This is a genomic window from Salinarimonas rosea DSM 21201 (assembly GCF_000429045.1).
Taxonomy (GTDB): domain Bacteria; phylum Pseudomonadota; class Alphaproteobacteria; order Rhizobiales; family Beijerinckiaceae; genus Salinarimonas; species Salinarimonas rosea.
Genome location: NZ_AUBC01000005.1, coordinates 156618 through 178775, shown reverse-complemented (window position 1 = coordinate 178775; position 22158 = coordinate 156618). Strand labels below are relative to the sequence as shown.

The window sequence follows — 22158 nt, the reverse complement described above, 5'->3', positions numbered from 1 at the left end:
ACGATCACTCCGGCCGATGCCGCCCCGATCGCCGTCGCCGCGTCCTGCAAGCTCCCGACGGGTCCCTGCATCCGCCTCCGTATCGTTCTGCACGCCCCCCAGCCCCGCCCCTCCCCACCGGGGGGAGGGGAGAACCTCGGTGCGGCCGAGACGGCGGAGCTCTCCATCTCGCTGATCCTGCGAACGCCCCCGCGCCCCCGGCGCGGGGGCGTTCGCGTTTTGACAAACGGCGCGTCTCGCGGCAGGATCATTCGCATACGAATGACCTCGCCCGGCGATGCGTCGCCGGAGCGTGGCGCGAGGAGGACGTGCCATGTCGCAGACGCCGGGGCGGGCCTATCCCCGCGAGAGCCTCGCCGCCCATCCGCCGAACGACGCGCCGGCCTACGCCTCGACGCGCCTGCGCGCCCCGCGCCGGCCGCTGGTGATCCTGCCGCACACCCTCACGGAGCTCACCGGCCCCGCCTACGGCCACGACAGCGTCGCCGAGGGCGAGAACGACCTGACCCTCGGCCATGCGGGTGCGCCGCTGGGCGAGCGCATCATCGTCACGGGCCGCGTCCTCGACGAGGACGGGCGGCCCGTTCCGCACACGCTGCTCGAGATCTGGCAGGCCAACGCCGCCGGGCGCTACATCCACGTGAACGACCGCCACGACGCGCCGATCGACCCGAACTTCACCGGCGCCGGCCGCGTCGTCACCGATGCGAGCGGCGGCTACGCCTTCACCACGATCAAGCCCGGCGCCTATCCCTGGCGCAACCACCACAACGCCTGGCGGCCGGCGCACATCCACTTCTCGCTGTTCGGGCCGAGCTTCGTCACGCGCCTCGTGACGCAGATGTACTTCCCCGGCGACCCGCTGCTCGGGCTCGACCCGATCTGGCAGTCGATCCCGGACGCCCGCGCCCGCGAGCGGCTGGTCTCGTCCTTCGACATCGAGACGACGAAGCCCGAATGGGCGCTCGGCTATCGCTTCGACATCGTGCTGCGCGGGCGCGGCGCGACGCCGATGGAGGATCCGCACCATGGCTGAGCGCGGCATCACGCCCTCCCAGACGGTCGGGCCCTTCTTCGCCTATTGCCTGACGCCGGAGGCCTACGACGCGCGCGGGATCGCGGGCAACGAGATCGCCGGGCCGGACGCGGCCGGGCAGCGCATCCACATCGAGGGCCGGGTGCTCGACGGCGCGGGCGAGCCCGTGCCGGACGCCATGGTCGAGATCTGGCAGGCGGACGGGGAGGGGCGCTACCCGGAGGCACCCGGAAATGCCGCCTTCCGCGGCTTCGGCCGGGCCGAGACCGACGTCGACGGCCGCTTCGTCTTCGTCACCGTGAAGCCGGGGCCCGTGCCCGGCCCGGACGGCGCGCCGCAGGCGCCGCACATCGGCGTCTCGGTCTTCGCCCGCGGGCTGCTGAACCGGCTCGCGACGCGCATCTACTTCGCCGACGAGCCCGCCAACGAGGGCGACCCCGTCCTCGCCCTCGTGCCCGCGGACCGGCGGGAGACGCTGATCGCGCGTGCGGTGTCGCAGGGCGTCTACGGCTACGACGTGCGCCTGCAGGGCGAGGGCGAGACCGTGTTCTTCGAGATCTGAGGAGGCCGCCATGCCCGCGCGTCATGTCCAGGTCGGCATCATCGGGGCGGGGCCGGCTGGGCTGCTGCTCGCCCACCTGCTCCGTCTCGCCGGCATCTCCTGCGTCGTCGTCGAGGCCAAGAGCCGCCGCTACGTCGAGGAGCGCATTCGCGCCGGCGTGCTCGAGCAGGGCACCGTCGACGTCCTGCGCGAGACCGGGGTGGGCGCGCGCATGGACCGCGAGGGCCTGCTCCACCACGGCACGATCCTGAAATTCGCCGGCGAGGCCCGCCGCATCGACTTCCAGGACCTCACCGGCCAGGCCGTCATGGTCTACGGCCAGCACGAGGTGGTGAAGGACCTCGTCGCCGCCCGGCTCGAGGCCGGCGGCGAGATCGTGTTCGAGGTCTCGGACACCCGCATCGAGGGGATCGACGGCCGCGAGCCCACGATCTCCTGGCTGAAGGACGGCGTGCGCGAGACGCTCTCCTGCGACTTCGTCGCCGGCTGCGACGGCTTCCACGGCGTCTCGCGCGCCGCGATCCCCGCCGACGTGCTGCGCGTCTACGAGCGGGTCTACCCGTTCGGCTGGCTCGGCATCCTGGCGAAGTCGCCGCCGGCTTCCGAGGAGCTGATCTACGCCAACCACGAGCGCGGCTTCGCGCTGCTCTCCATGCGCTCGCCGGAGATCAGCCGGCTCTATCTCCAGTGCCCGCCGGACGAGGAGATCGCCAACTGGCCGGACGAGCGGATCTGGGAGGAGCTGCAGGTCCGCCTCGCCGGCGGCGAGGGCTGGCGGCTGGAGGAGGGGCCGGTGATCCAGAAGGGCGTCACCGCCATGCGCAGCTTCGTCGCCGAGCCCATGCGCCACGGCCGCCTCTTCCTCGCGGGCGACGCGGCGCATATCGTGCCGCCGACGGGGGCCAAGGGCATGAACCTCGCCGTAGGCGACGTGCGCGTCCTCGCCCGCGGGCTCGAGGCCTTCTACCGCGACGGCCGCGAGGACGCGCTCGCGGCCTATTCGGACACTTGCCTGCGCCGGATCTGGAAGGTGCAGCGCTTCTCTTGGTGGATGACGCAGATGCTCCACACCTTCGAGGACGCGTCCCCCTTCGACCGGCGCCGCCAGCTGGCCGAGCTCGACTACGTCACTACGTCGTGCGCGGCCATGACCACGCTCGCGGAGAACTACGTCGGCCTGCCGATGGACTGGGGCCCGGCATGAGCCTCTCCGCGCTCGACTCCGCGCTGACCGGGCCGCTCCTCGCGAGCGACGCCATGCGCGCGGTCTTCGACGACCGGGCGCGGATCGCCGACATGCTGGCGGTGGAGGCTGCGCTGGCGCGGGCGCAAGCACGGCTCGGCCTCGCGCCGGAGGGGCTCGGCCCGGCAATCGCGGCGATCGCGCCCGACGCCTTCGACCTCGCGGCGATCGGCCGGGAGACGGCGCATGCCGGCGTGCCGTCGATCCCGTTCCTGAAGGCCCTGCGGGCGATGCTGCCGCGCGATCTCGCGAGCGACCTGCACAAGGGCGCGACCACGCAGGACCTGATCGACACCGCGCTCGCCGTGGCGCTGCGCCGGGCCTTCGCGCTCGTCGCGAGCGATCTCGACGCGATTCTCGCCGGCCTCGCGCGGCTCGCCGAGGCGCATGCGCGCACGCCCTGCGCCGGGCGCACCTACGGCCAGCACGCGACGCCGGTGACGTTCGGGTTCAAGGCCGCGGTCTGGGCGGCGGGGATCGCCGACGTCGCGACCGAGCTGCCGGCCGTGCGCGAAGGCGCCTGCGTCGCCTCGCTGGCCGGTCCGGCGGGGACGCTCCCCGCCTTCGGTGCGCGCGCGCCGGAGGTGGCCGACGCCTTCGCGCGGGAGATCCGCCTCGCATCGGCGCCCATCGCGGGGCACACGCGCCGCGCCGGCAGCGCACGGGCGGGGGCCTGGCTCGCGATGCTGCTCGGCGCGCTCGCCAAGATGGCCGGCGACATCGCCCACCTCGCCTCGACCGAGGTGGGGGAGGTCGCCGAGCCGCACGTGCCCGGCCGCGGCGGCTCCTCCGTCATGCCGCACAAGCGCAATCCCGTCTCGTGCACCGTGATCCTCTCGGCGGCGAGCGCGGCGCGCGGGCATGCGGCGACGCTGCTCGACGCCATGGTCGCGGCCCACGAGCGGCCGGCCGGCGCCTGGCACGCCGAATGGCATGCGCTGCCGACCCTCTTCGGCCTCGTGTCCGGCGCCCTCGTCGAGGCGCGGCGGCTGGCGGAGGGGCTCGTGGTTCGTGCGGACGCGATGGCGCGCAATCTCGACGCCACGAGCGGCCTCCTCTTCGCGGACGCCGCCGCCGCGGCGCTCGCGCCCGTCCTCGGGGCCGGGGAGGCGCACGCCCGCGTCGCCGCGGCCGCCGACGCCGTGCGTGCCGACGGCGTCTCCCTGCGCGAGGCCCTCGCCGCGCCGGGCGATCTCCCCGCGGACGCCCTGGCGCGCGCCTTCGCGCTCGCGCCCTACCTCGACAGCGCGGCCGCCTTCGTGCCCCGTGCGCTCGCGCACGTTGCCGCGGCCCGCCGCGCGCTCGCCGCCTGACGACCGGGACGCGTCGGCTCGTCGTTGCCCGCCGCGCCTCACGGCGCAAGCAGGATCTTGCCCCGTCGCCCCGGCCGCTCGGCGTGCCGGAGCGCGTCCGCGATCTGCGTGAGCGGATAGACCGTTTCGATCGGGCTCGCCGCGGTGCCGTCCGCGACCAGACGGAAGGCCTCGGCGAGGGCGGAGGCGATCGTCGCGCGCGGGGCCGCGTGGACGTACGCGCGCAGGTGGAACAGGACGAGGCGGATGTCCGGGCGCCGGCGTTGCAGGTCCGGCGGGAGCGGACGGCCCGAGAGGAGGCCGTAGTGCACGAGCAGGCCGCCCGGGGCGAGGGCGTGCGCGAGCGCCGTGCCGTGCGCGCCGCCGACCGCATCGAGCGCGGCGTCGAGGCCTCCGCCGGCGAGCGCGTCGCGCAGGGCGCAATGGGCATCGTCCGCGTCGCTTTCGGGAAGCACGACGACCTCGGCGGCGGGGAGATCGCCGAGCAGGGCAGGGCCGGGGGCGTGCCGCACGATCGCCGTCACCCGGGCGCCCGCGGCGGCGGCGAGGCGCACGAGCATGCCGCCGATGGCGGAGCCGGCGGCGTCGATGCCGATCCGCATGCCCGGACGCGGGCGCACGTGCTCGCGCAGCATGAGGATCGCGGTGAGCGGGTTCACGTAGCTCGTCGCCGCGGCGTGGTCGTCGAGCGTGTCCGGCACCGGAAAGCACCAGGCGGCGTCCGCGGTCTTCACCTGCGACCACGCGCCCGCAGTCCCGATCGGCAGCACGCGCTGCCCCGGCACGATGCCGGTGACGCCCGGGCCGAGAGCCTCGATCGTGCCCACGCCCTCGAAGCCCGGGCGGAAGGGCAGCGCGGTGCGCGATGCGTAGGCGCCGCGAATCGTCAGGAGGTCGGAGGGGTTGATCGCCGCCGCGCGCATGCGCACCCGCACCGCGCCGGGGCCGGGCGGCGGGTCGGCGCCCGTCTCGAGCCGGACCACGTCCGCGGGATCGCCGAAGCGGTGGACGAGGGTCGTGAGCGTCATCGTGCCGGCGACCCTATCCCATCGCCGCGGGCGGTGCTAAGGCCCGTGCCGGCTCCGGAGCGCGGGCCGCATGCCCGAGACCGCGCCGCGAGCGACGCAAACCAGCCCCCCCGAGAGCATGTCCATCGTCCTCGATCACGTCGGCGTCACGTTGCAGGAGCGACCCGTGCTGCGCGGGATCGATCTCGTGCTCGAGGAGCGACGCGTCGGGATCGTGGGGCTCAACGGGTCGGGCAAGAGCACGCTGGCGCGGCTCCTCAACGGCCTCGTCCTGCCCGACGAGGGCACGGTGCGCGTTCATGGGCTCGACACGCGCACGCAGGCGCGAGCGGTGCGCCGCGCCGTGGGCTTCGTGTTCCAGAACCCGGAGAACCAGATCGTCTTCCCGATCGTGGGCGAGGACGTCGCCTTCGGCCTGCGCAACATCGGGCTCCCCAAGCGCGACGCGGAGGCGCGCGCGCTCGCCGCGCTCGCCGCGCATGGGCTCGACGGGCTCGCCGACCGGCCTGCCCACACGCTCAGCGGCGGCGAGAAGCAGCTGCTCGCGCTCGTCTCGGTGCTCGTGATGGAGCCGCGGATCGTCGTCCTCGACGAGCCGACGACGGCGCTCGACCTGCGCAACCGCAACCGCATCCGCGCGGCGATCGCCGGGCTGGCGCAGACGGCGATCGTCGTCACCCACGACCTGGACCTCGTGAGCGACTTCGAGCGCGTCCTCGTCGTCGACGAGGGCCGCATCGTCGCCGACGACGCGCCGGAGGCGGCGCTGCGCTGGTATCGGGAGAACCGCGCGTGAGCCCCTCGCTCTACGTCCCGGGCGACGGGCCCCTGCATCGCCTGCCGGCGGGCGCGAAGCTCGCCGCGCTGGCGGGCCTCGGTGTCGCGTTGTTCCTCGTCTCCTCGCCGATCGTGCTGGGCGCGGCGGCGCTCGCGGCGGCGGGCGTGGTCGCGGCGACCGGGGTGCGGCTCGCCCGTCTCCGCGGCGCGCTCGCCGGCGTCGCGATCGTCGTCGCGATCGTGGTGGCCGCGAATGCCTGGCTGGCCGGCTGGCGGGAGGCGGCGGCGGTCGGAGCGCGCATCGTCGCGCTCGTCCTCCTCGGCTATGCCTTGACGCTGACGACGCGCACCTCGGACCTGCTGGCGACGCTGGAGCGGCTGCTCGCGCCGCTCGAGCGGATCGGCCTCGCGGACGCCGGCAAGGTCGCGCTCGCGGTGGCGCTCGTCCTGCGCTTCGTGCCGGAGCTGATGAAGCAGGCGGCCGATATCCGCGAGGCGCGGGCGGCGCGCGGCCTGCGGGTCGGGCCCGTGGCTCTCGTCGTGCCGATGATCGTGCGCGTCCTGCGCAGCGCGGACGCGATCGCCGAGGCGATCGACGCGCGCGCCTATCCGCCTTGCAAGTCTCCACCCACCAGCGCCATACCCTCGAGCACCGGCCCAGGGAGTGCCGACCATGACAACGCGTGATCTCGTCCTCGTCGCCCTCTTCGCCGCCCTCACGGCGGTGCTGGGGCTCGTCCCGCCGATCACGGTGGGCTTCCTTCCCGTGCCGATCACGCTGCAATCGCTCGGGCCGATGCTGGCGGGGCTGATGCTCGGGCCGGTGCGCGGCGGCCTCGCCCTCGCGCTCTTCGTGCTGCTCGTGGCGCTCGGGATGCCCGTGCTCGCCGGCGGGCGCGGCGGCTTCGGCATCCTGCTCGGGCCCACCGGCGGCTTCATCGTCGGCTGGATCGTCGGCGCGATCGTCGTCGGCGCGCTGGCCAAGCGCTTCGCGCGGACCGGTGCGTGGCGGGCGCCGGACCTCGCGAATGCCGCGCTCGCCTGCGTCGTCGGCGGCATCGGGGCGGTCTATGCCATGGGCGTGCCGTGGCTCTCGGTGGTCACGGGCATGGGCCTCGGCCCGGCGGCGGCGAGCATGGTCGTGTTCCTGCCCGGCGACGCGATCAAGGTCGTCGTCGCCGTGATGGTCGCGCGCGGCGTGCAGCGCGCCTACCCGATCGCGCTGCGCTGACGCATCCGGCCTCGCCGAAGGCGCCCTCGCTCAGACGAGGCCGTTCACCGCCACGAGATGGCAGGCGAGGCCGGCCCCGATGCCGACGAGGGCGTTGCGCGTGAACCAGTAGAGTGCGAGCGCCACCGCGGCCGAGCCGAGGATCGGCAGGCCGTAGGGGTAGGCGGACAGGTCGACGTCCTGGAGCGTGTAGGCCACGAGCAGGACCATGACGCCCACCGGCATCTTGCGGCCGAGATGCAGCAGGTAGCCGTTGCGCGAGAGCGCGTCCATGGCGACGTAGGGCATCGCCCGCAGCGCCACCGTCACCACGGCGACGACGAGGATGACGGCGAGCACCCGCCCGTCGGAGATCGTCTCAACCGGCATGGTGCGCCTCCTCGCGGGCCCGGGGGGAGCGGACATAGTCCACGCTGACGAGGCCGAGGTAGACGATCAGCCCCGCGATCAGGAAGGCGTTCTCGGCGACGAGCCGCTCGGCGGCGAAGCCGGCCGCGCAGGCGGCCGCGGCGTAAACGAGGAGCCGCAGGTCGCGGCTGTGGCGCACCGCGTCGACGGCGAGGATCAGGAACATCGCGGTGAGCGCGAACTCGAATCCGCCGATGTGCGGCGGGATGATCGCGCCGAGCCCGGCGCCGAGCGCTGCACCGAGGATCCACCAGAAGTGGCTCACGAGCTGCAGCAGGGTGATCCCCGTCCCGTCGAGCCGGCGCCCGTCGCCGGCGGCGGTGATGCCGTAGGTCTCGTCGGTGAGCGCATAGACGCCGTAGAGCTTCTGCGGCAGCGTCCGGAGCCGGCCGATGGGGAAGGAGAGGCCGTAGAAGATGTGCCGGAAGTTCACGACGAACGTCGTCCAGGCCACCACCGCTAGCGGCAGCCCGGCGACGATGAAGCTCACCGCCAGGAACTCGATCGAGCCGGCGAAGATGATCATCGCCGAGAGCGGCGCCCAGTACCAGGCGATGCCGCTCGACACGAGATAGACGCCGAATGCGACCCCGAGCGGGAGGTAGGCCATCGCGACCGGGATGGTCAGGCGGAGCACCCGCGCGAGGCGTTCGCGCGGCCCGTCGCCGTGGACGGGGTCCGATATGGGTTGGGGGGGCATGGTCCGAGGCTCCGGCGCGGCAGTCGATCGGGACGCGGGGGAACGTCCGGGTTCAGGAGAGGAGGAGGCGCGTGCCGGCGGCACCGAAGAACAGCGCGATCACCGCGCCGATCCAGCGCCGCAGCCCGGCGTAGACGCGCACCACCGGCGCGCTCGAGAAGACGAGTGCGTAGGTCACGAAGACGACGACGCCGAGCGCCGCGCAGCCGGCGACGATCAGCGCCGCGAGCACCGGCGGCGCGCCGACCGGCAGGCCGAGCGTGATGATCGCCATCCAGACGAACACGGCCTTCGGGTTCACGAGGTGGATGCCGAGGCCGCGCAGGTAGTGGCGGCGCAAGGTCGGCGGCGCGCCCCGGGCGGGACCCGCCGGCACCTCGATCGGCGCCGTCGACAGCGCCCCGCGCGCGGCGCGATAGGCGAGCCAGAGCAGGTAGAGCCCGCCCATCACCTTCATCACCACGAGCACCGTCGCCGAGGCCTCCAGCAGGGCGCCGAGGCCGAGCGCGGCGACGACGCCCCACATCACCGAGCCGGAGACCACGCCCAACGCCATGGCGACGCCCGACGCGCGGCCGGCCTCCATGGAGGTCGCCATGATGGCGAGGTTCGCCGGGCCGGGGCTCGCCGTGCCGACCACGTAGGTCCCGTAGGCGACCAGCAGGTAGGGAACGATGTCCATCAGCCGCTCCGCATCCCGAAGAGTTCGTACACGCTGCGGGCGATCCCTTAGGCCGCCGGCGGTCGCGGCGCAAGCCGCAAAGCAGGCAGAGGTGGCTCGGCTCCGCCCCGCCGATGTCGACGGAGCGCGGGTCCGATCATCACCTGAAGTTGTGATACATTGCGCCATCCGGCTGAGAGGCCGCAGATCGCCACGGTCGGGCCCGATCAGGGCCTCAGGTAGATCGACAGGACCGGCCAGAGCGACAGGACGAGGAAGGCGGCCATGGCCACGTTGAAGGCCCGCAGCCAGCGCGGATCGGCGAGGACCCGCCGCAGCGCCGAGCCGCCGAGCAGCCACACCGCCGTGCAGGGCGTGCCGAACAGGAAGAAGATCAGCGCAATGGCCAGGATCTGCATCGCGTAGGTGTCGGACGCGACCGAGTAGACGCTCACCGCGCCCACCGCCATGATCCAGGCCTTCGGGTTGACGAGCTGGAACAGCGCCGCCTCCGTGAAGGTGAGCGGTCGCGCACTCGCGCCGGCGTCCTTGCTGCGGCCCGCCGTCGCGATCCGCCAGGCGAGCCAGAGCAGGTAGGCCGAGCCGACGATGCGCAGCACGTCGTGCAGGACGGGCCAGGTCTGGAAGACGCTCCCGATCCCGAGCCCGACGGCGATCACCATCAGCGGGAAGCCGATGTTGATGCCGACGAGGTGCGGCACGCTCGAGCGGACGCCGTAGTTCACGCCCGAGGCGAGGATCATGGTGTTGTTCGGCCCGGGCGTGATGCACGTCGCGACCGTGAACAGGATCAGGGACAGGTACTCGAGCCCGAGGCCGGTGCCCATGGATGCCTCCGGATGCGTGGAGCATGACCATGCCAATCTTCGCGGGTCAGGTATAGTCCTCGAGCGTGCCGCGCCGGCGGATGTCGACCGAGACGCAGTGGAAGCCTCCGGAGAGGGTGCGCGCCTGGCGCATCGGCAGAGGCACGACGTCGACGCCGTGCGCCTCGAGCTGGCGGATCAGCGGTCGCTGGAGCTCGTTCACGACGGCGAGGGCGGGGTTGATCATGACGAAGTTCATGCCCTGCCAGATCGAGGCGCGCGGGTAGGACCAGGCGTAGCCGGTGTCCACCATGTCCTCGACCCAGATCTTGTCCCAGCGCGCGAAGATCGCCGGCACCTTGTCGGGGCTCACCCGCTCGGCGCTCAGCGCCACGAGGCCGGGCCGAACGAGGGTGATCGAGGTGTCGATGTGGGTGCCGTCGTAGACCCCCTCCACCGCGTGCACGCGGTACTGCGGCCCGAGCACGGCGCGCAGCCAGGCGAGCCCGAGGCGATTGCCGCTTCGCGAGATCTGGAAAAGGATGTCGCGCCCCACCCGCAGGACGTTCGCCGCGTCGAAGAGCGGCTCCAGCTCGGCGATGATCGGGCCCGCGCCCGGGCGCGCGGCCCAGGTCTCGTCGGGCAGCCGGGGCTTCGGCGCCGAGATCCAGCGCGCGCCGCTCGCGACGTACTCCGGGAGCAGGTGCCGATAGGCGAAGGGCTCGAAATAGCGCGAGCGCAGGATCATCGGCGCCTCGATGATCGTGTCGCCGATCGGGAGCAGCACGTCGCGCGGGCAATAATTGTACTCGCCGTCCGTGGTCCAGCCCGGCGCGCCGAAGGTGGCTGCGTGATCCGTCGGCTGCGGGCGGCGCACGGTGACGCCGTGGGCGGCGAGGGTCTCGGCGAAGCGCGCGAGATCCTCGTTCGCCTCGGCGATCACCCGGTCGTCGTAGGGGCCGGACGGGATCTCGTCGGCGCCGGCGTGGCGCTCGGCGTAGTCGACGGCGTAGAGGCCCGGGTCGGGCCTGGGCACGCGGGCGCCGTCGGCGATGCCGACGATCATCTCTTCGAGCGGGTCCCACTCGTTGTGGACCTGGACGAGAGGTGCGCGGGCGGGCGAGGCGGTTGCCGCGGGTTGCGCGGTGGCGACGAGATTCGACACGATCGACATGGACGTTTCCCCATTCTCTCTTCGTTGGGCGCCCGGTCCCCCAGGCAGCGTATCAGGCGAGCGCCGGCGCGCGGGCGGCGGCCTCGAGCACGGGTCGCACGTCGGCGAGCGTCTCGGCGAAGCGCGAGACCATCTCGGCGATCTCGTCCGGGCTCGAGACGAAGGGCGGCGCGAACAGCACGTGGTTGCCCCGCACCCCGTCCGCCGTGCCGGCGCCCGGATAGATCAGCAGCTCGCGGGCGAGCGCCCGACGCTTGAGCTCGGCGACGAGCGCGCCGCCGCCGTCGAGCGGCTCGCGCGTCTCGCGGTCGGCCACGAGCTCGATGCCGAGGAAGAGCCCGCGGCCGCGCACGTCCCCGACGAACGGATGGTCCGCGAACGCGTCCGCCAGGAGCGCGCGCATCCGGCGGCCGTGCGCGGCGGCGGTCGCGAGGAGGTCCTCCTCCTCGACGATGCGCTGGGCGGCGAGCGCGACGGCGCAGGCGAAGGGATGGTTGACGTGCGTCTGCCCGTTGCGCAGCACGCCCGAGCCGTCGCGGATCGCATCGAAGACGTGCCCCGCGAGGAGGTAGCCCGAGATCGGCTGGTAGCCGGCGGCGAGGCCCTTGCCGACCGCGACGATGTCCGGGACGATCCCGTCCTCCAGGTGCGAGTAGAGCGGGCCGGAGCGGCCCATGCCGGACATCACGTCGTCGAGGATGAGCAGCGCGCCGTGCCGGTCGCAGACCCGGCGCACGGCTTCGAAATAGCCGGGCACGGCGGGCACGGCGCCGTTGGTCGAGCCGACGACGGGCTCCGCCAGGAAGCCGGCGACCCGGCCCGGGCCGATGGCGCGCATGGCCTCGTCGAGCTCGTCGGCGAGGCGGGCGGCGTAGGCCGCATCGCTCTCGCCGGGCGCCTTGCCGCGATAGGCGTAGCAGGGCGAGACGAACTCGGTGCGCATCAGCAGCGGCTCGAAGACCGAGCGGCGGTCCCGGTTGCCGGAGATCGCGAGCGTGCCCAGCGTCGAGCCGTGGTAGCCCTGCCGGCGCGCGACGAAGACGCTGCGCTCGGGCTCGCCGCGCTCGCAATGGTACTGGTAGGCGACCTTGAGGGCGAGCTCCATCGCCTCCGAGCCGCCCGAGAGGAACTGCACCTTGGCGAGCCCGCCGGAGCGCGCGACCAGGAAGTCGGCGAGCTCCTCCGCGGCGGCGCAGGTGAAGCTGCCGGCATGCGCCCAGGCGACGTCCCCGGCGGCGGCGCGCATCGCCTCGATCATGCCGGGATGGCGATGGCCGAGGCTCGAGACGCACACGCCCCCGCAGGTGTCGAGGATGCGCTCGCCGCCCGCGCCGTGGAGCCAGGCGCCCTCGCCGCCGACGACCTCGATCGGGGTCGAGGCGAGCGTCTTGTAGATCGTCGCGGACATGGCTCAGCGCCCCTTCGTCCGGGAGGAGACCGTCACGGGCGCGACGCGCACGACCGGGCGATCCCAGGCGGAGGGGGCGGCGTGGAAGCGCCGCCCGAACCGCGAGCCGCCGGTGAGCCGCCGCACCGCCCAGATCGGGAGGAGGACGAGGACGTAGAGGAGGAGGCACAGCGAATGCAGCATGACGTTTCCCTCGTTTCGACGCGGTTCGGCGCGGCTCTCAGTCGAGCGGGATCTCCGCGCGCCAGTCGACGTCCTCGACGAGCGGCGCCTGCTCGGCCTTCACGAGGAGGCACGAGCCGAGCACGAGCACGTCCATCTCGGTGCGCATGAAGCAGCGATAGGCCTCCTGCGGCGTGCAGACGATCGGCTCGCCGCGCACGTTGAAGGACGTGTTGACGAGAACCGGGCAGCCGGTCAGCGCCTTGAAGCGCCGCAGGAGCCGCGCGTAGCGGGGCGAGCGCGCCTCCGTCACCGTCTGCACCCGCGCCGACAGGTCGACGTGGGTGATCGACGGGAGCGTCGAGCGCACCTCGTTGATGGCGCCGAGCGAGCGCCGCGGCGTCGGGCCGACGCGGATCGCCTCCGCCACCGGCGAGACGACGAGCATGTAGGGGCTCTCCTCGCGCACCTCGAAATACTCCGCCGCGTCCTCCTCCAGCACGGAGGGGGCGAAGGGGCGGAAGCTCTCGCGGTACTTGATCTTGAGGTTCATCGTCCGCTGCATCTCGGTGTTGCGCGGATCGCCCAGGATCGAGCGGGCGCCGAGGGCGCGCGGGCCGAACTCCATGCGGCCCTGGAACCAGCCGACGACCGCGCCCTGCTCCAGGTGCCGCGAGACGGCGTCGAGCAGGTCCTCCTCCGGCATGCGCTGGTGGGCGTGCCCCGCCTCCTCGAGATAGGCGACGATCTCCTCGTCGGAGAAATCCGGCCCGAGATAGGCGCCCTTCATGGCGTCGGGCTGCGCGGGCACGCGCCGGCCGGTGCCGGTGATCGCGGTGTCGAGCGCGGCGCCGAGCGCGCAGCCGGCGTCGCCGGCCGCGGGCTGGACCCACAGCCGCGAGAACAGGCCCGAGCGCGAGACGTGGCCGTTCGAGACACAGTTGAGCGCGACGCCCCCGGCCATGCACAGCGCGTCCTCGCCGGTCATCTCCTTCGCGGCGCGGGCGAGGCCGAGCACGGCCTCGTCGGTGACGGCCTGGATCGAGGCGGCGATGTCGCACTCGCGCTGCGTGAGCTTGCTCTCGGGGTCGCGCGCGGGGCCGCCGAACAAGCTCGCGAAGGCCTCGCCGATCATCCGCTCGCCGCGCAGGAACTCGAACTTGTCCAGCGCCAGCGTGAAGGAGCCGTCCGGGCGCAGCGCGATGATCTCGCGGCGGATCAGGTCGGCGTAGCGCGGCTCGCCGTAGGGCGCGAGGCCCATGAGCTTGTACTCGCCCGAATCGACCTTGAAGCCGCAGAAGGAGGTGAAGGCCGAGTAGAGCAGCCCCAGAGAGTGCGGGTAGGACACCGAGTTGACGAGCTCGAGCGCGCTGCCCTTGCCGTGCCAGATCGTCGTCGTGTGCCACTCGCCGACGCCGTCGATGCACAGCACGGCCGCGCTCTCGAACGGGGAGGGGAAGAAGGCGGAGGCCGCGTGCGAGCGGTGGTGCTCGATGGCGCGCGCCTTCGGGGCGGTGCCGAGCCCGAGCGTCGCCAGCTCGCCGTCGACCACCGCGAGCGCGTCGCGCTTCCAGCCGAACCAGTCCGGCGCGATGCGCCCGAAGGCGCCGATCGCGCGCGGGCCGGCGCTCGCGAAGGAGGAGAGCGTGCGGCGGAACTTGAGGTCCGGGCGCTCGTAGTAGGTCACCGACGCGAGATCCGAGAGCCCGATCCCCGCCTCGGCGAGGCAGAAGCGCACCGCGTTCGCCGGGAAGCTCGAATCGTGTCGGCGCCGGGTGAAGCGCTCCTCCTGCGCCGCCGCGACCGGCACGCCGTCGCGCACGAGGGCGGCGGCGCTGTCGTGATAGTAGGCGGAGATGCCGAGGTGGTAATCTCGATCACGCATGTTCGGCCTCGCGGGCGGGCGCCCGCACGGGCGCGTGATGCAGCAGATCGAAGGCGGCCGGCGCCCCCGCCGACGCCGGCGCGCCCTTGCGGAAGTAGTCGAGCTCGGAGGGACGCTTGACGATGGGCGCGAGCGACTCGTAGCCGGCGCGCACCCGCTCCCAGTGCGGCTCGGGATCGTCGATCTCGCCGACCGCGAGCATGTAGGCGTCGATCGCGTCCGCCGCCCAGGCGGAGTGCCCGGTCGAGACGTTGTCGATCGTGTTGTGCAAATCGACGAACAGCGTCGGGAAGCCGTAGTGCTTCAGGAAGCGCCGCGCCGAGCGGTAGGCTCCGCCGACGCCCGAGAGCTCCATGGCGAGGTTCATGCCCAGGATCTCCGGCCGCAGCGTCACCGGGAACTTGCCGAGGCACAGCCAGTAGACCGGCAGCCGGAACGACGCGTCCTCGATCAGCGGGCTGTCGGCGAACGCCCGCGCACCCGTGGGCGGCAGGCGGATGTCCATCGCGGCGAGCACCTCGCGGTAGATCTTGGGGTGGTTGATGTCCCAGTCGCCGTTGCCGAGCTCGTCCCAGTAGGTCGCGAACAGCGGGAAGCCGACGCGGGTCGCGGCGAGCGTCGTCTCGGTGAAGCCCTGCAGCCAGGCGCCGTCGATGAGGGTCAGCGGCGCGAGCTGGAGGGTCTCCCGGATCACCTCCTCGCGGGTCGGCATCGCGTCCCCGCGGTGCTGCTCGAAGGCGCTCGCGTTCTTGTCGTGCGAGTCGAGGAGCCAGGCGCGCACGCGCCCCGGCGACCAGTCCGCCGGCAGCGAGCGGTCCGTCACGTCGATCGAGCGGCGCGCGGCGTCGAGCCAGAAGCGGGCGTAGTCGAGGGCGAACGCGCGGGTGCGGGGGGCGAGCGCGCGGCCCTGGAGCAGGTGGTAGGCGTCCCGGATCGTCGCCGGCACGGCGCCGAGCGTCGCGTCGCCCGCCGAGATCGGCCCACGCCGGGGCGCGAGCACCTCGAGCGGCAGCCGCGCGGGCGCATCCGGCCCGTCCGCCGGGCGCGGCTCGGCGAGGCTCGCGATCCAGCGGCGGATCACGGCCACGTCCTCGGCCCGGAAGATGCGGAACATCGGGCCGTTCGGGCGGATCAGCGTGCCGATCAGCGCCGAGCGGTCGGGGTCCGTGGGGCGCACCAGCTTCGAGCGGGCGAGTGCGTCGACGAGGGGCAGCGGATCGTCCCCGGCTTCCTCGAACCAGGCGTCGAGGGTCCGGCCCTCGAGCGTGTAGGCCTGGTGGTAGACCGCGGCCTCGCGGGCCCGCTCGCGCACGAGGAGCGCCATGGCGAGGCGCGGGTCGACGGCGGTCGCGGCGAGCTCCTCGATCTCGCGGGTCGCGCCGAGGATGCCGCGCGCGCCCCAGGCGAAGCCCTCGGCCACGCGCCGCACGGCCTCCGGGTCGGCGTGGCGCGCGGCGATCCAGAGCGAGAGCGTGAGCGGCGTGTGGCCCTTCGGCAGCGCCTCGTCGGTCAACGCCCGGGCGAGGTCGAGCTGCGCGAGCTCGGGGACCTCGCGCAGGGCGGCGAGCGCCGAGAAGGCGGGCGCGAGGCCCGTCGTCCGCAGGGCGAGGTCGATGCCGGCGAGCTCCGGCGCGAACGCGTCGGAGCGCCGCGAGAGCGCGAACAGCACCGCGGGGAAGCGGAAGGCGACGTCCTGGATCTCGCGCAGGGCGACGAGGTCGCGCGGGCTCCCGGCGACGTCCGGCAGGCCGGCGCGCCGCGCGAGGAGGCGGAAGGCGTCGGCGCGCGACGCCTCCGGCCTGCCGACGCCGACGTCGTCGGCGAGGAGCGCCAGGATCTTCAGGTGTGTCTCGTCCTCGAACACGCCCGGCGCCGAGAGCCCCTGCAGCCACGCGCCGAGCGCGGCGGCGAAGGGAGCGGACTGGCCGACGAGCGTCTCCTCGATGCGCCGGCCCGCGTCGCCCCCGTCCTGCGCGCGGGCCGAGCCGACGAGCCCCGCGAGCGAGGCACGCGCGCCCTCGACGGCCGCGACGAGCCGCGCCCGCGCGTCCTCGAGCCCGGCCGCGGCGGGCGTGGCGAAGGCCGCCTCGCCGTCGGGGCCGGAGAGGCCCGCCTGGCGCACGAGGTCGCGCAGGTTGGCCGCGTCGAGGAAAACCTCCGGGTTGATCGCCCAACGATAGACGTGACGCCACATCGCGCTCTCGCTCCAGCATGGTCGGTGCAGCATGGTCGGTGCAGCTGGTTGGTGCTTGCGCCCGCACGCCGCCCGTGCGGCATCGCCGCTCGCGCGGCATCGCGCGCGGGCTTTCTCGTCCTGCGATGATCGCGTGTCGGGAGCGCAGGGCGCTCAGAACATCGGGTAGATCGACGCGTCCTTCTTCTTGGCCGGCTTGCGGCCGAAGAGACGGGCGAAGAAGGAGAGAATGGTCTTCATGATCGTTATCCTCCCGTGAGCGTGCGAAGCATCAGCTTCGCGACGAAGTCGTGACCGTCGTCCGTGAAGTGGATGCGGTCGACGAACAGCCAGCGGTCCGGCGCCGCCTCGGCGGCGATCACCGGGGCGAGATCCACGAAGCGCACGCCCATTCCCTCGGCACCGGCGCGCAGGCGCTGCGCGTAGGTCCTGTGGGTGTCGGCGGCGAGGATGTCGCCGTATGTCTGCGTGAACGAGCCGCGCTGCTCGAGCTCGGCGAACAGCGCCTCCTCCTCGCGCGAGCCCGTCGCGCGCACCCAGTTCGCGAGTGGCTGGAGCACGTAGGTGAGCGTCGCGCCCATGTCGGCCGCGAGCGCGCGCCAGACGTCGAGATGGCGCAGCGTCAGGCCCGCCGCGTAATCGATCTGCTCGGCCATGGAGGGCGGCGGCTCGTCCTCCTCCCGCTCGCCGCGCCCGCGCAGCCACGACGTGAAGGTCGACGGTTTCTTGCGCGACATGGCGTCGAAGAAGTCCCGGCACATGAAGAAGGCGCCGTGCTCGCCGCGCATGCGCGCCGGCAGCCGGGCGAGGCCGAGGTCGTTGAAGCCCGAGAGCAGCACGATCTCCTCGACCTTCGGCAGGCGGTGCTTGTTCAGCGTGAAGAGCACGAGCTCCTGCGTGGAGTTGAAGCTGCGCCCGCCGAAGTTCACCCACGCCTCGGGGCGCGGATCGTTCTCGGTGAGCCGCGCGGCCAGCGTGTGCCGGTCGCGGCTCGCGCCGATGCCGAAGACGGTCGAGGAGCCCGCGATCACCCGCACGGCGTCCACCCCGCCGAGATCGGCGACCGAGTAGCGCCGGTCGCGCGCCTCGGTGTAGCGAAAGCCACTGGTGTCGGTGGAGACCGTGTCCGAGCGGTAGCCGAACGGATGGAAGTACATCACGTAAGGCAGCCAGTTGATGTTGCCGGAGTCCGCGAAATCTCCCGCGTAGTCGGCCATATGAGGCGTAAGGTCCGAAATCGCCGACATCGTCCTCCCCACCTTCTCGTTCGACCCGCGACACCAGCGGGGCGGGTTCCATACCACCGGCGGTCGTGGTAATCAAGAGATGTTTTTGTTCGCTCCTGCACTCATTCGTATTTACGTCTTTCAATTCCTGGTGCAGGAACCGGCAGCGTCGAGCGTTCGCATCTCGAGCGGGCGCGGCTTTGCCGGCGGCATCGGACGGGGCCGGGGTGGAGCGCACCGCGCGATCGGCGCTCGCGCACCGTCGCTGCCGCTGCGTGGCGGCGCGCCGGATCGGCCCGCCTGTCGTCGATCGGGATCAGGACGGGATCAGGACGCGATCAGGAAAGGGATGACGCGGCGCGGCGCGTGCAGTACATCTCGGGCGCACCCCGGCTGGGGCCCGTAGCTCAATGGTTAGAGCCGGCCGCTCATAACGTCCGCCACGCACCGTCAGGAATCGTTGCCGCGCAAGGCTTTGCGGGCCGATCCGAGCAGCTACGGGGACAGGTACGGGGACAGGTTTCTACACAGAAACATCGGCGTGTAGAAAGTCGAACGGCAGCGATAGTGGCCTTAGCTGCCGTTCGCTTGAACCCTCCCGGTCTCGACGAGCCGGAGCCAGGCGCCCGCCGGCGTGTTCTCCGGCACCGCGCCGCCGACGCCGCGCGCGACGCGCGCGGGGAGGTCCTCGACGGCGACGGCGACCAGGACCGAGCGCATGCCTTGGTACATGCCGCATAGCACCGCGTGGGAGCCGATCACGTAGCGGTCGAGCAGGTCCTGCAGTTCCTCGGCGGAGTCGATGTTGATGGAGACGCCTTGGTAGCCAAAATCCACTACATATCGATCAGCGGGCGCATGGCGGATTGCATCCAGCGTCCAGAGATCGTCGTGTCCGTCCGGCGTCCAGGTGAGCTCGTGCTCGCGCCGCTCGGGCGACCACGTCCCCGGCTCCTCGAGGATGAAATGAGCCCTGAGCGCGTCCAGAACGTCGGCGTCGGTCAGCATGCCGCCGCCCTCCGCCGCGCATGCTCGATCCGCGCGCGCTCGAGCATGCGCTCTTCGCCGCACTCGACTCCCGGCCACCCCTCGCGTTGGTACGGGTAGCTCCACGAGAGCCAGGTCTCCGTGTCGAGGATCAGCCCGGTATCGACGTCGACGCCGATCACGACGATCTCCGCGCGGTAGATCGTCTCGAAATACGCGTGCGAGACCTGGATGCCGTCGACGACGCGCTCGGGCTCGCGCACCTGCGCGGCGAGGTCGAGATACTTCAGGTGCCGGCCGACGGTTTTGGCTCCGTAGCGTTGGAGGCGCTTGAGCGCGAGCAGGTCGTCGTCGGAGAGCTCGTAGCGTCCGCACGCCTCGACGGCCGCCCGGATCAGATCGGCGCCGCGCAGGACCGGCATCAGACCGGTCGTCCGGCTCGCGCGCCTGGGGCCGATCTCGGCGGCGTAGCGCTCGGCGCGCTCGAGCGCGTCGGTCGCCTCTTCGCCGAGACGCTTCCAAAACGGGCGCTCGTCGCGGAAATCGCGCAAAGGCTTCCAGGGGGAATCGTACTTCGGCATCGGTGTCTCCGTGGTTCCGTCGGCGAAGGCCGACGTAGGATTCGAAGGATAGCCCGGTCGCGAGTCCTTCGCAAGGACCGGTCGGGCGTTGTAACTTTTCGTACGAAAAGTTACAACGCGGGCTCCGTCGGCTTCCACGTCACCTTCGCGTACCAACGGCGCCCCCAGCCCGGGCTCCAGTAGCTGCCGAGCCCATAGCCCGGCGAGCCGTAGCCGGACGGCGGTGCCGCGATCTGGCTGTCTATCCATGCCCGGGCGTCTGACTGCGAGAGGAAGTCGTCCTGCTCGACGACGCGCCAGGTGCGGGGGTACGGACGGGGCATGTCACGCCTTCCTCCGCGCCAGCCACGCCTCGAGCTCCGCGAAATACTGCGCGTGCGAGACCTCCCGGCGCTTGTACGAGTAGATGCTCCCGTGCGACGGCGACCCGGCCGTGCCTTCCGTCAGCTCGCCGCGCTCGAGCGCCGTCGCGAGGGACCGAAGCTCGCACGCGAGGTCGTCCGCCGTGTCGCCGCCAGCGCTCAGGATGAGGGTGTGGGCGCGGGTAGGTTTGGTCATCGGCCGTCCTCCAGCGCTGCACGGATCCTCTCCGCGCGGAGGCGTGCATTCTCGGCGACCTGGGCCATCAGCCCTCGCATCGGGTCGCCGGGCCCTCCGGGAGGCGTCTGCAGGACCAGCGTCGTCATCTCCCGCGCGTCGTACTCGAAAAGCTCGAGCTCGCGCCGGAGCGCGGCCTCGAGCCGCTGGATCCGGGTGCTCTCGATCGTGGTCGTCATCCATGCCTCCTGGTCGCCTTGCGCGCGCGTTTCTGCGCTCTCTGCCTTGCGCGGCGCTTGTCCGCGGCGTCTGGGCTCGCCGTGGGCGGGACGGGACTGCGCCGGCGGCGCTTGACGGCGTCGCTGTAGGCGCGCTTCTCGGCGGCGATATCGCGCACGTAGTCGACGACGAGGCCCTCGACGCCGCGGAGGAGTTTGATCGCTCGATCGCCGTCGACGACTTCGTAGTCGACGCCCTCTTTGAGCTTCCGGCCTGCCTCGTCCCTCACGCGCAGGACGCCGTGCGCGCACGTGAGCGACACGCGCTGACCGAAGGGGTGAAAGTCCCCGTCGGTGTCCAGCCGCGCGAGCATGCCGGTCGTCGCGAGGTGGCGCATCTCAGCATCTGAGACGTCCGGGTCGATCGCGGCCGCGATCTGCATCATGGCCGAGAGTTGGGCGGCAGACTGGATCATCGGCATGCCTGCCTCCTCGCCCTACGCTCGGCGTCCTGCCGGCGGGCCTCGTCCTGCGCCTCGCGCTCGGCCGTGAGCCCGATGACGATCCCCTCGAGGATCTGGTGCAGCGTCGACCAGGAGCCGTAGACGGGAAGCAGCCGGCGCGCGATGCGGCCGTGCGGATCGCAGTAGATCCTCGCCGTGCCGGTCTCGTCGACGCACGCGCAGATCACCTCGCCGGTCATCCGCGCGATCGCCTCAAGGATTCGGTCGAGGCTGGCGTGGACGTCGGCGCGGCAGGCGAAGGGGTCCCATGAGACAGCGGGCGCCGAGGCCGGCCCGGCGTCCTCGAGCCGGTCGGCGATGCGGCCGTTCTCCGTCTCCAGATCAGCCACCTGGCGGCGGAGGGCGGCGATCTCGCGCTCGGCGGCGAGGGCCTTGTCGACGACGCGGTCGATCCGCCTCTCGCGATCGGCGATCTGCTCCTCGAGATCAGCCACCTGGCGGCGGAGGGCCGCGACCTCGCGATTGGGGTAGTCGAGCCCGAGCTCCAGCGCCCGAACCTGCTCCTCGAGCTGCTGGATCCGCACATCTTTCCAGTCGAGCCCGAACTGCTCGCAGGCCTGCTCGTGCGTGATGAAGCCAGCGCGGACCGCCTCGTCGAGTGCCTTCACATGCGCGACCGGATCCACCGGTCCGCCGAGCACGCTCCCGTCGGTGGCGTAAAGGACGGCCCGGTCGCCGTCTACGCCGATCCAAGCGAGCTGCTCCAGCAAGTCCTCCCGCTCGCTCAGGTGCCCGTACATCCCGTATCGCATCCGTCCCCTCCATGGTGCCCGATCGACACAGGCACGGCTCGGCGCAAGGAAGAAGCCCTCTCGTGGGAGGGGGCTTCGAATCCTTCGGCGGTGTCAGCGGTAGAGCAGGACGCCGGGGACGTAGCCGGCGTCGACGATGACTCGGCAGAGCTGCTCCATCGCGCCGGGGATGTCGCGCTTGCCTTGCTCGAGCTCGTAGACCCGCTTGGCGCGGGTACCGTCGGTGCCTTTGTAGCCCAGCAGGTGGCCGAATTCTTGCGCCGACATCCCGGCGACCTCGCGCGCGGCCTTGACGACGCCCGCGCCGGACATCCCGCGCGGGCCGCCGCGGGCGTACTCGCGCTCCTCGTCGTGAAGGTCCGCGCCGAAGCGCTCGTCGAGCTCGCGGATCCGCCCGAGCAGCGCGTCGATGCGCGCGATCTGCGCGTCCTCGTCAGCGATCATGTGCTCGTAGACCGGCCCGAGGCGCCCGTCCCGCTCGCGGATGTCGCGGAGATCCGCATGCGCGTGTAGCAGGTCGTGACGGGCGCGCAAGAGCTCGAGGCGGTCGCGCTCGCGCATCCACGGATACTCGATGTTGTAGTCGCTGGCCGGCCTCGACTTGAAGCCGAGCGGCCGCACGTAGTCGCGCAGGATGAGGTCGAGACGCATGTCGGTGTCCTCCGGTGGACCGCCGGCGTGATGGCCGGCGGTGGGAAGGGCGGGCCTGTAGGCCCGCCCGGGT

Annotated in this window: 26 protein-coding genes; 7 read left to right on the top strand and 19 right to left on the bottom strand. The window is 72.4% G+C overall.

Going from position 1 to position 22158, the window contains the following annotated elements:
- Nucleotides 1-313: 313 nt before the first annotated feature.
- Genes pcaH through G407_RS0104655 form a run of 4 tightly spaced genes read left to right on the top strand, consistent with a single transcriptional unit; the run spans nucleotide 314 to nucleotide 4154 of the window.
- The gene (gene pcaH / locus G407_RS0104670; protein WP_029029876.1) at nucleotides 314-1036 is read left to right on the top strand and encodes a protocatechuate 3,4-dioxygenase subunit beta; all 723 of its coding nucleotides are present in this window, start codon (nucleotides 314-316) and stop codon (nucleotides 1034-1036) included.
- Complete coding sequence (gene pcaG / locus G407_RS0104665; RefSeq protein ID WP_029029875.1) at nucleotides 1029-1598, top strand: protocatechuate 3,4-dioxygenase subunit alpha; 570 nt, start codon at nucleotides 1029-1031, stop codon at nucleotides 1596-1598. The genes pcaH and pcaG overlap by 8 nt, the downstream gene beginning before the upstream one ends.
- A 10-nt stretch (nucleotides 1599-1608) precedes the next feature.
- Nucleotides 1609-2802 carry a 4-hydroxybenzoate 3-monooxygenase gene (gene pobA, locus G407_RS0104660; RefSeq protein ID WP_029029874.1) on the top strand — a complete coding sequence of 398 codons (1194 nt, stop codon included), beginning with the start codon at nucleotides 1609-1611 and terminating at the stop codon, nucleotides 2800-2802.
- A complete protein-coding gene (locus G407_RS0104655) occupies nucleotides 2799-4154 on the top strand; it encodes a lyase family protein (RefSeq protein ID WP_029029873.1) in 1356 nt (451 codons plus the stop codon). Before pobA ends, G407_RS0104655 begins: the two co-directional genes overlap by 4 nt.
- Nucleotides 4155-4192: 38 nt before the next feature.
- Here G407_RS0104655 and G407_RS0104650 read toward each other — a convergent pair whose 3' ends face one another.
- Nucleotides 4193-5182: a zinc-dependent alcohol dehydrogenase family protein gene (locus G407_RS0104650; protein WP_029029872.1), complete on the bottom strand. Its 990-nt coding sequence runs from the start codon at nucleotides 5180-5182 to the stop codon at nucleotides 4193-4195.
- 118 nt (nucleotides 5183-5300) lie between these two features.
- Between G407_RS0104650 and G407_RS0104645 the strand changes: the two genes are divergently transcribed.
- From G407_RS0104645 to G407_RS0104635, 3 genes are read left to right on the top strand one after another with little or no spacing between them, the layout of a single operon-like run.
- The gene (locus tag G407_RS0104645; RefSeq protein ID WP_029029871.1) at nucleotides 5301-5978 is read left to right on the top strand and encodes an energy-coupling factor ABC transporter ATP-binding protein; all 678 of its coding nucleotides are present in this window, start codon (nucleotides 5301-5303) and stop codon (nucleotides 5976-5978) included.
- A complete protein-coding gene (locus G407_RS25750) occupies nucleotides 5975-6646 on the top strand; it encodes an energy-coupling factor transporter transmembrane component T family protein (RefSeq protein WP_052340957.1) in 672 nt (223 codons plus the stop codon). Before G407_RS0104645 ends, G407_RS25750 begins: the two co-directional genes overlap by 4 nt.
- Nucleotides 6633-7190 (top strand): biotin transporter BioY, encoded by a 558-nt coding sequence (locus G407_RS0104635; protein WP_029029870.1) that lies wholly within the window; start codon nucleotides 6633-6635, stop codon nucleotides 7188-7190. The genes G407_RS25750 and G407_RS0104635 overlap by 14 nt, the downstream gene beginning before the upstream one ends.
- Nucleotides 7191-7220: 30 nt before the next feature.
- Here G407_RS0104635 and G407_RS0104630 read toward each other — a convergent pair whose 3' ends face one another.
- The 18 genes from G407_RS0104630 to G407_RS0104540 form a co-directional block, all read right to left on the bottom strand.
- Nucleotides 7221-7559 (bottom strand): branched-chain amino acid transporter permease, encoded by a 339-nt coding sequence (locus G407_RS0104630; protein WP_029029869.1) that lies wholly within the window; start codon nucleotides 7557-7559, stop codon nucleotides 7221-7223.
- Nucleotides 7549-8298 (bottom strand): AzlC family ABC transporter permease, encoded by a 750-nt coding sequence (locus tag G407_RS0104625; protein WP_052340956.1) that lies wholly within the window; start codon nucleotides 8296-8298, stop codon nucleotides 7549-7551. The genes G407_RS0104630 and G407_RS0104625 overlap by 11 nt, the downstream gene beginning before the upstream one ends.
- 52 nt (nucleotides 8299-8350) lie before the next feature.
- Nucleotides 8351-8980, bottom strand: a complete 630-nt coding sequence (locus G407_RS0104620) for a LysE family translocator (RefSeq protein ID WP_029029867.1) — start codon at nucleotides 8978-8980, stop codon at nucleotides 8351-8353.
- 206 nt (nucleotides 8981-9186) lie between these two features.
- Nucleotides 9187-9807: a LysE family translocator gene (locus G407_RS0104615; protein ID WP_029029866.1), complete on the bottom strand. Its 621-nt coding sequence runs from the start codon at nucleotides 9805-9807 to the stop codon at nucleotides 9187-9189.
- 46 nt (nucleotides 9808-9853) lie between these two features.
- Nucleotides 9854-10960, bottom strand: coding sequence for a hypothetical protein (locus G407_RS25745; protein ID WP_210163074.1), 1107 nt, complete (start codon nucleotides 10958-10960; stop codon nucleotides 9854-9856).
- Nucleotides 10961-11012: 52 nt separating this feature from the next.
- The gene (locus tag G407_RS0104605) at nucleotides 11013-12368 is read right to left on the bottom strand and encodes an aspartate aminotransferase family protein (protein WP_029029865.1); all 1356 of its coding nucleotides are present in this window, start codon (nucleotides 12366-12368) and stop codon (nucleotides 11013-11015) included.
- A 3-nt stretch (nucleotides 12369-12371) separates the two neighbouring features.
- Nucleotides 12372-12551: a hypothetical protein gene (locus tag G407_RS25740; RefSeq protein WP_043538932.1), complete on the bottom strand. Its 180-nt coding sequence runs from the start codon at nucleotides 12549-12551 to the stop codon at nucleotides 12372-12374.
- Between the two features lie 37 nt (nucleotides 12552-12588).
- Complete coding sequence (locus G407_RS0104595; protein WP_043538931.1) at nucleotides 12589-14415, bottom strand: carbamoyltransferase family protein; 1827 nt, start codon at nucleotides 14413-14415, stop codon at nucleotides 12589-12591.
- Complete coding sequence (locus G407_RS25735) at nucleotides 14408-16609, bottom strand: iron-containing redox enzyme family protein (protein ID WP_052340955.1); 2202 nt, start codon at nucleotides 16607-16609, stop codon at nucleotides 14408-14410. The genes G407_RS0104595 and G407_RS25735 overlap by 8 nt, the downstream gene beginning before the upstream one ends.
- A 245-nt stretch (nucleotides 16610-16854) precedes the next feature.
- Nucleotides 16855-17826, bottom strand: a complete 972-nt coding sequence (locus tag G407_RS0104580; RefSeq protein WP_210163073.1) for an SGNH/GDSL hydrolase family protein — start codon at nucleotides 17824-17826, stop codon at nucleotides 16855-16857.
- 582 nt (nucleotides 17827-18408) lie between these two features.
- Complete coding sequence (locus tag G407_RS0104575) at nucleotides 18409-18843, bottom strand: hypothetical protein (RefSeq protein ID WP_029029862.1); 435 nt, start codon at nucleotides 18841-18843, stop codon at nucleotides 18409-18411.
- Nucleotides 18837-19403: a hypothetical protein gene (locus tag G407_RS0104570; protein WP_029029861.1), complete on the bottom strand. Its 567-nt coding sequence runs from the start codon at nucleotides 19401-19403 to the stop codon at nucleotides 18837-18839. Before G407_RS0104570 ends, G407_RS0104575 begins: the two co-directional genes overlap by 7 nt.
- 110 nt (nucleotides 19404-19513) lie before the next feature.
- Nucleotides 19514-19726: a hypothetical protein gene (locus G407_RS0104565; RefSeq protein ID WP_029029860.1), complete on the bottom strand. Its 213-nt coding sequence runs from the start codon at nucleotides 19724-19726 to the stop codon at nucleotides 19514-19516.
- Nucleotide 19727: 1 nt separating this feature from the next.
- Entirely contained in the window at nucleotides 19728-19961 is a 234-nt protein-coding gene (locus G407_RS0104560; protein ID WP_029029859.1) for a hypothetical protein, read from the bottom strand.
- Nucleotides 19958-20179 (bottom strand): hypothetical protein, encoded by a 222-nt coding sequence (locus G407_RS0104555; RefSeq protein ID WP_029029858.1) that lies wholly within the window; start codon nucleotides 20177-20179, stop codon nucleotides 19958-19960. The genes G407_RS0104560 and G407_RS0104555 overlap by 4 nt, the downstream gene beginning before the upstream one ends.
- A complete protein-coding gene (locus G407_RS0104550) occupies nucleotides 20176-20640 on the bottom strand; it encodes a hypothetical protein (protein ID WP_029029857.1) in 465 nt (154 codons plus the stop codon). The genes G407_RS0104555 and G407_RS0104550 overlap by 4 nt, the downstream gene beginning before the upstream one ends.
- The gene (locus tag G407_RS0104545) at nucleotides 20631-21434 is read right to left on the bottom strand and encodes a hypothetical protein (RefSeq protein WP_029029856.1); all 804 of its coding nucleotides are present in this window, start codon (nucleotides 21432-21434) and stop codon (nucleotides 20631-20633) included. The genes G407_RS0104550 and G407_RS0104545 overlap by 10 nt, the downstream gene beginning before the upstream one ends.
- A 93-nt stretch (nucleotides 21435-21527) precedes the next feature.
- Nucleotides 21528-22085: a helix-turn-helix domain-containing protein gene (locus G407_RS0104540; protein ID WP_029029855.1), complete on the bottom strand. Its 558-nt coding sequence runs from the start codon at nucleotides 22083-22085 to the stop codon at nucleotides 21528-21530.
- Between the last annotated feature and the right edge of the window lie 73 nt (nucleotides 22086-22158).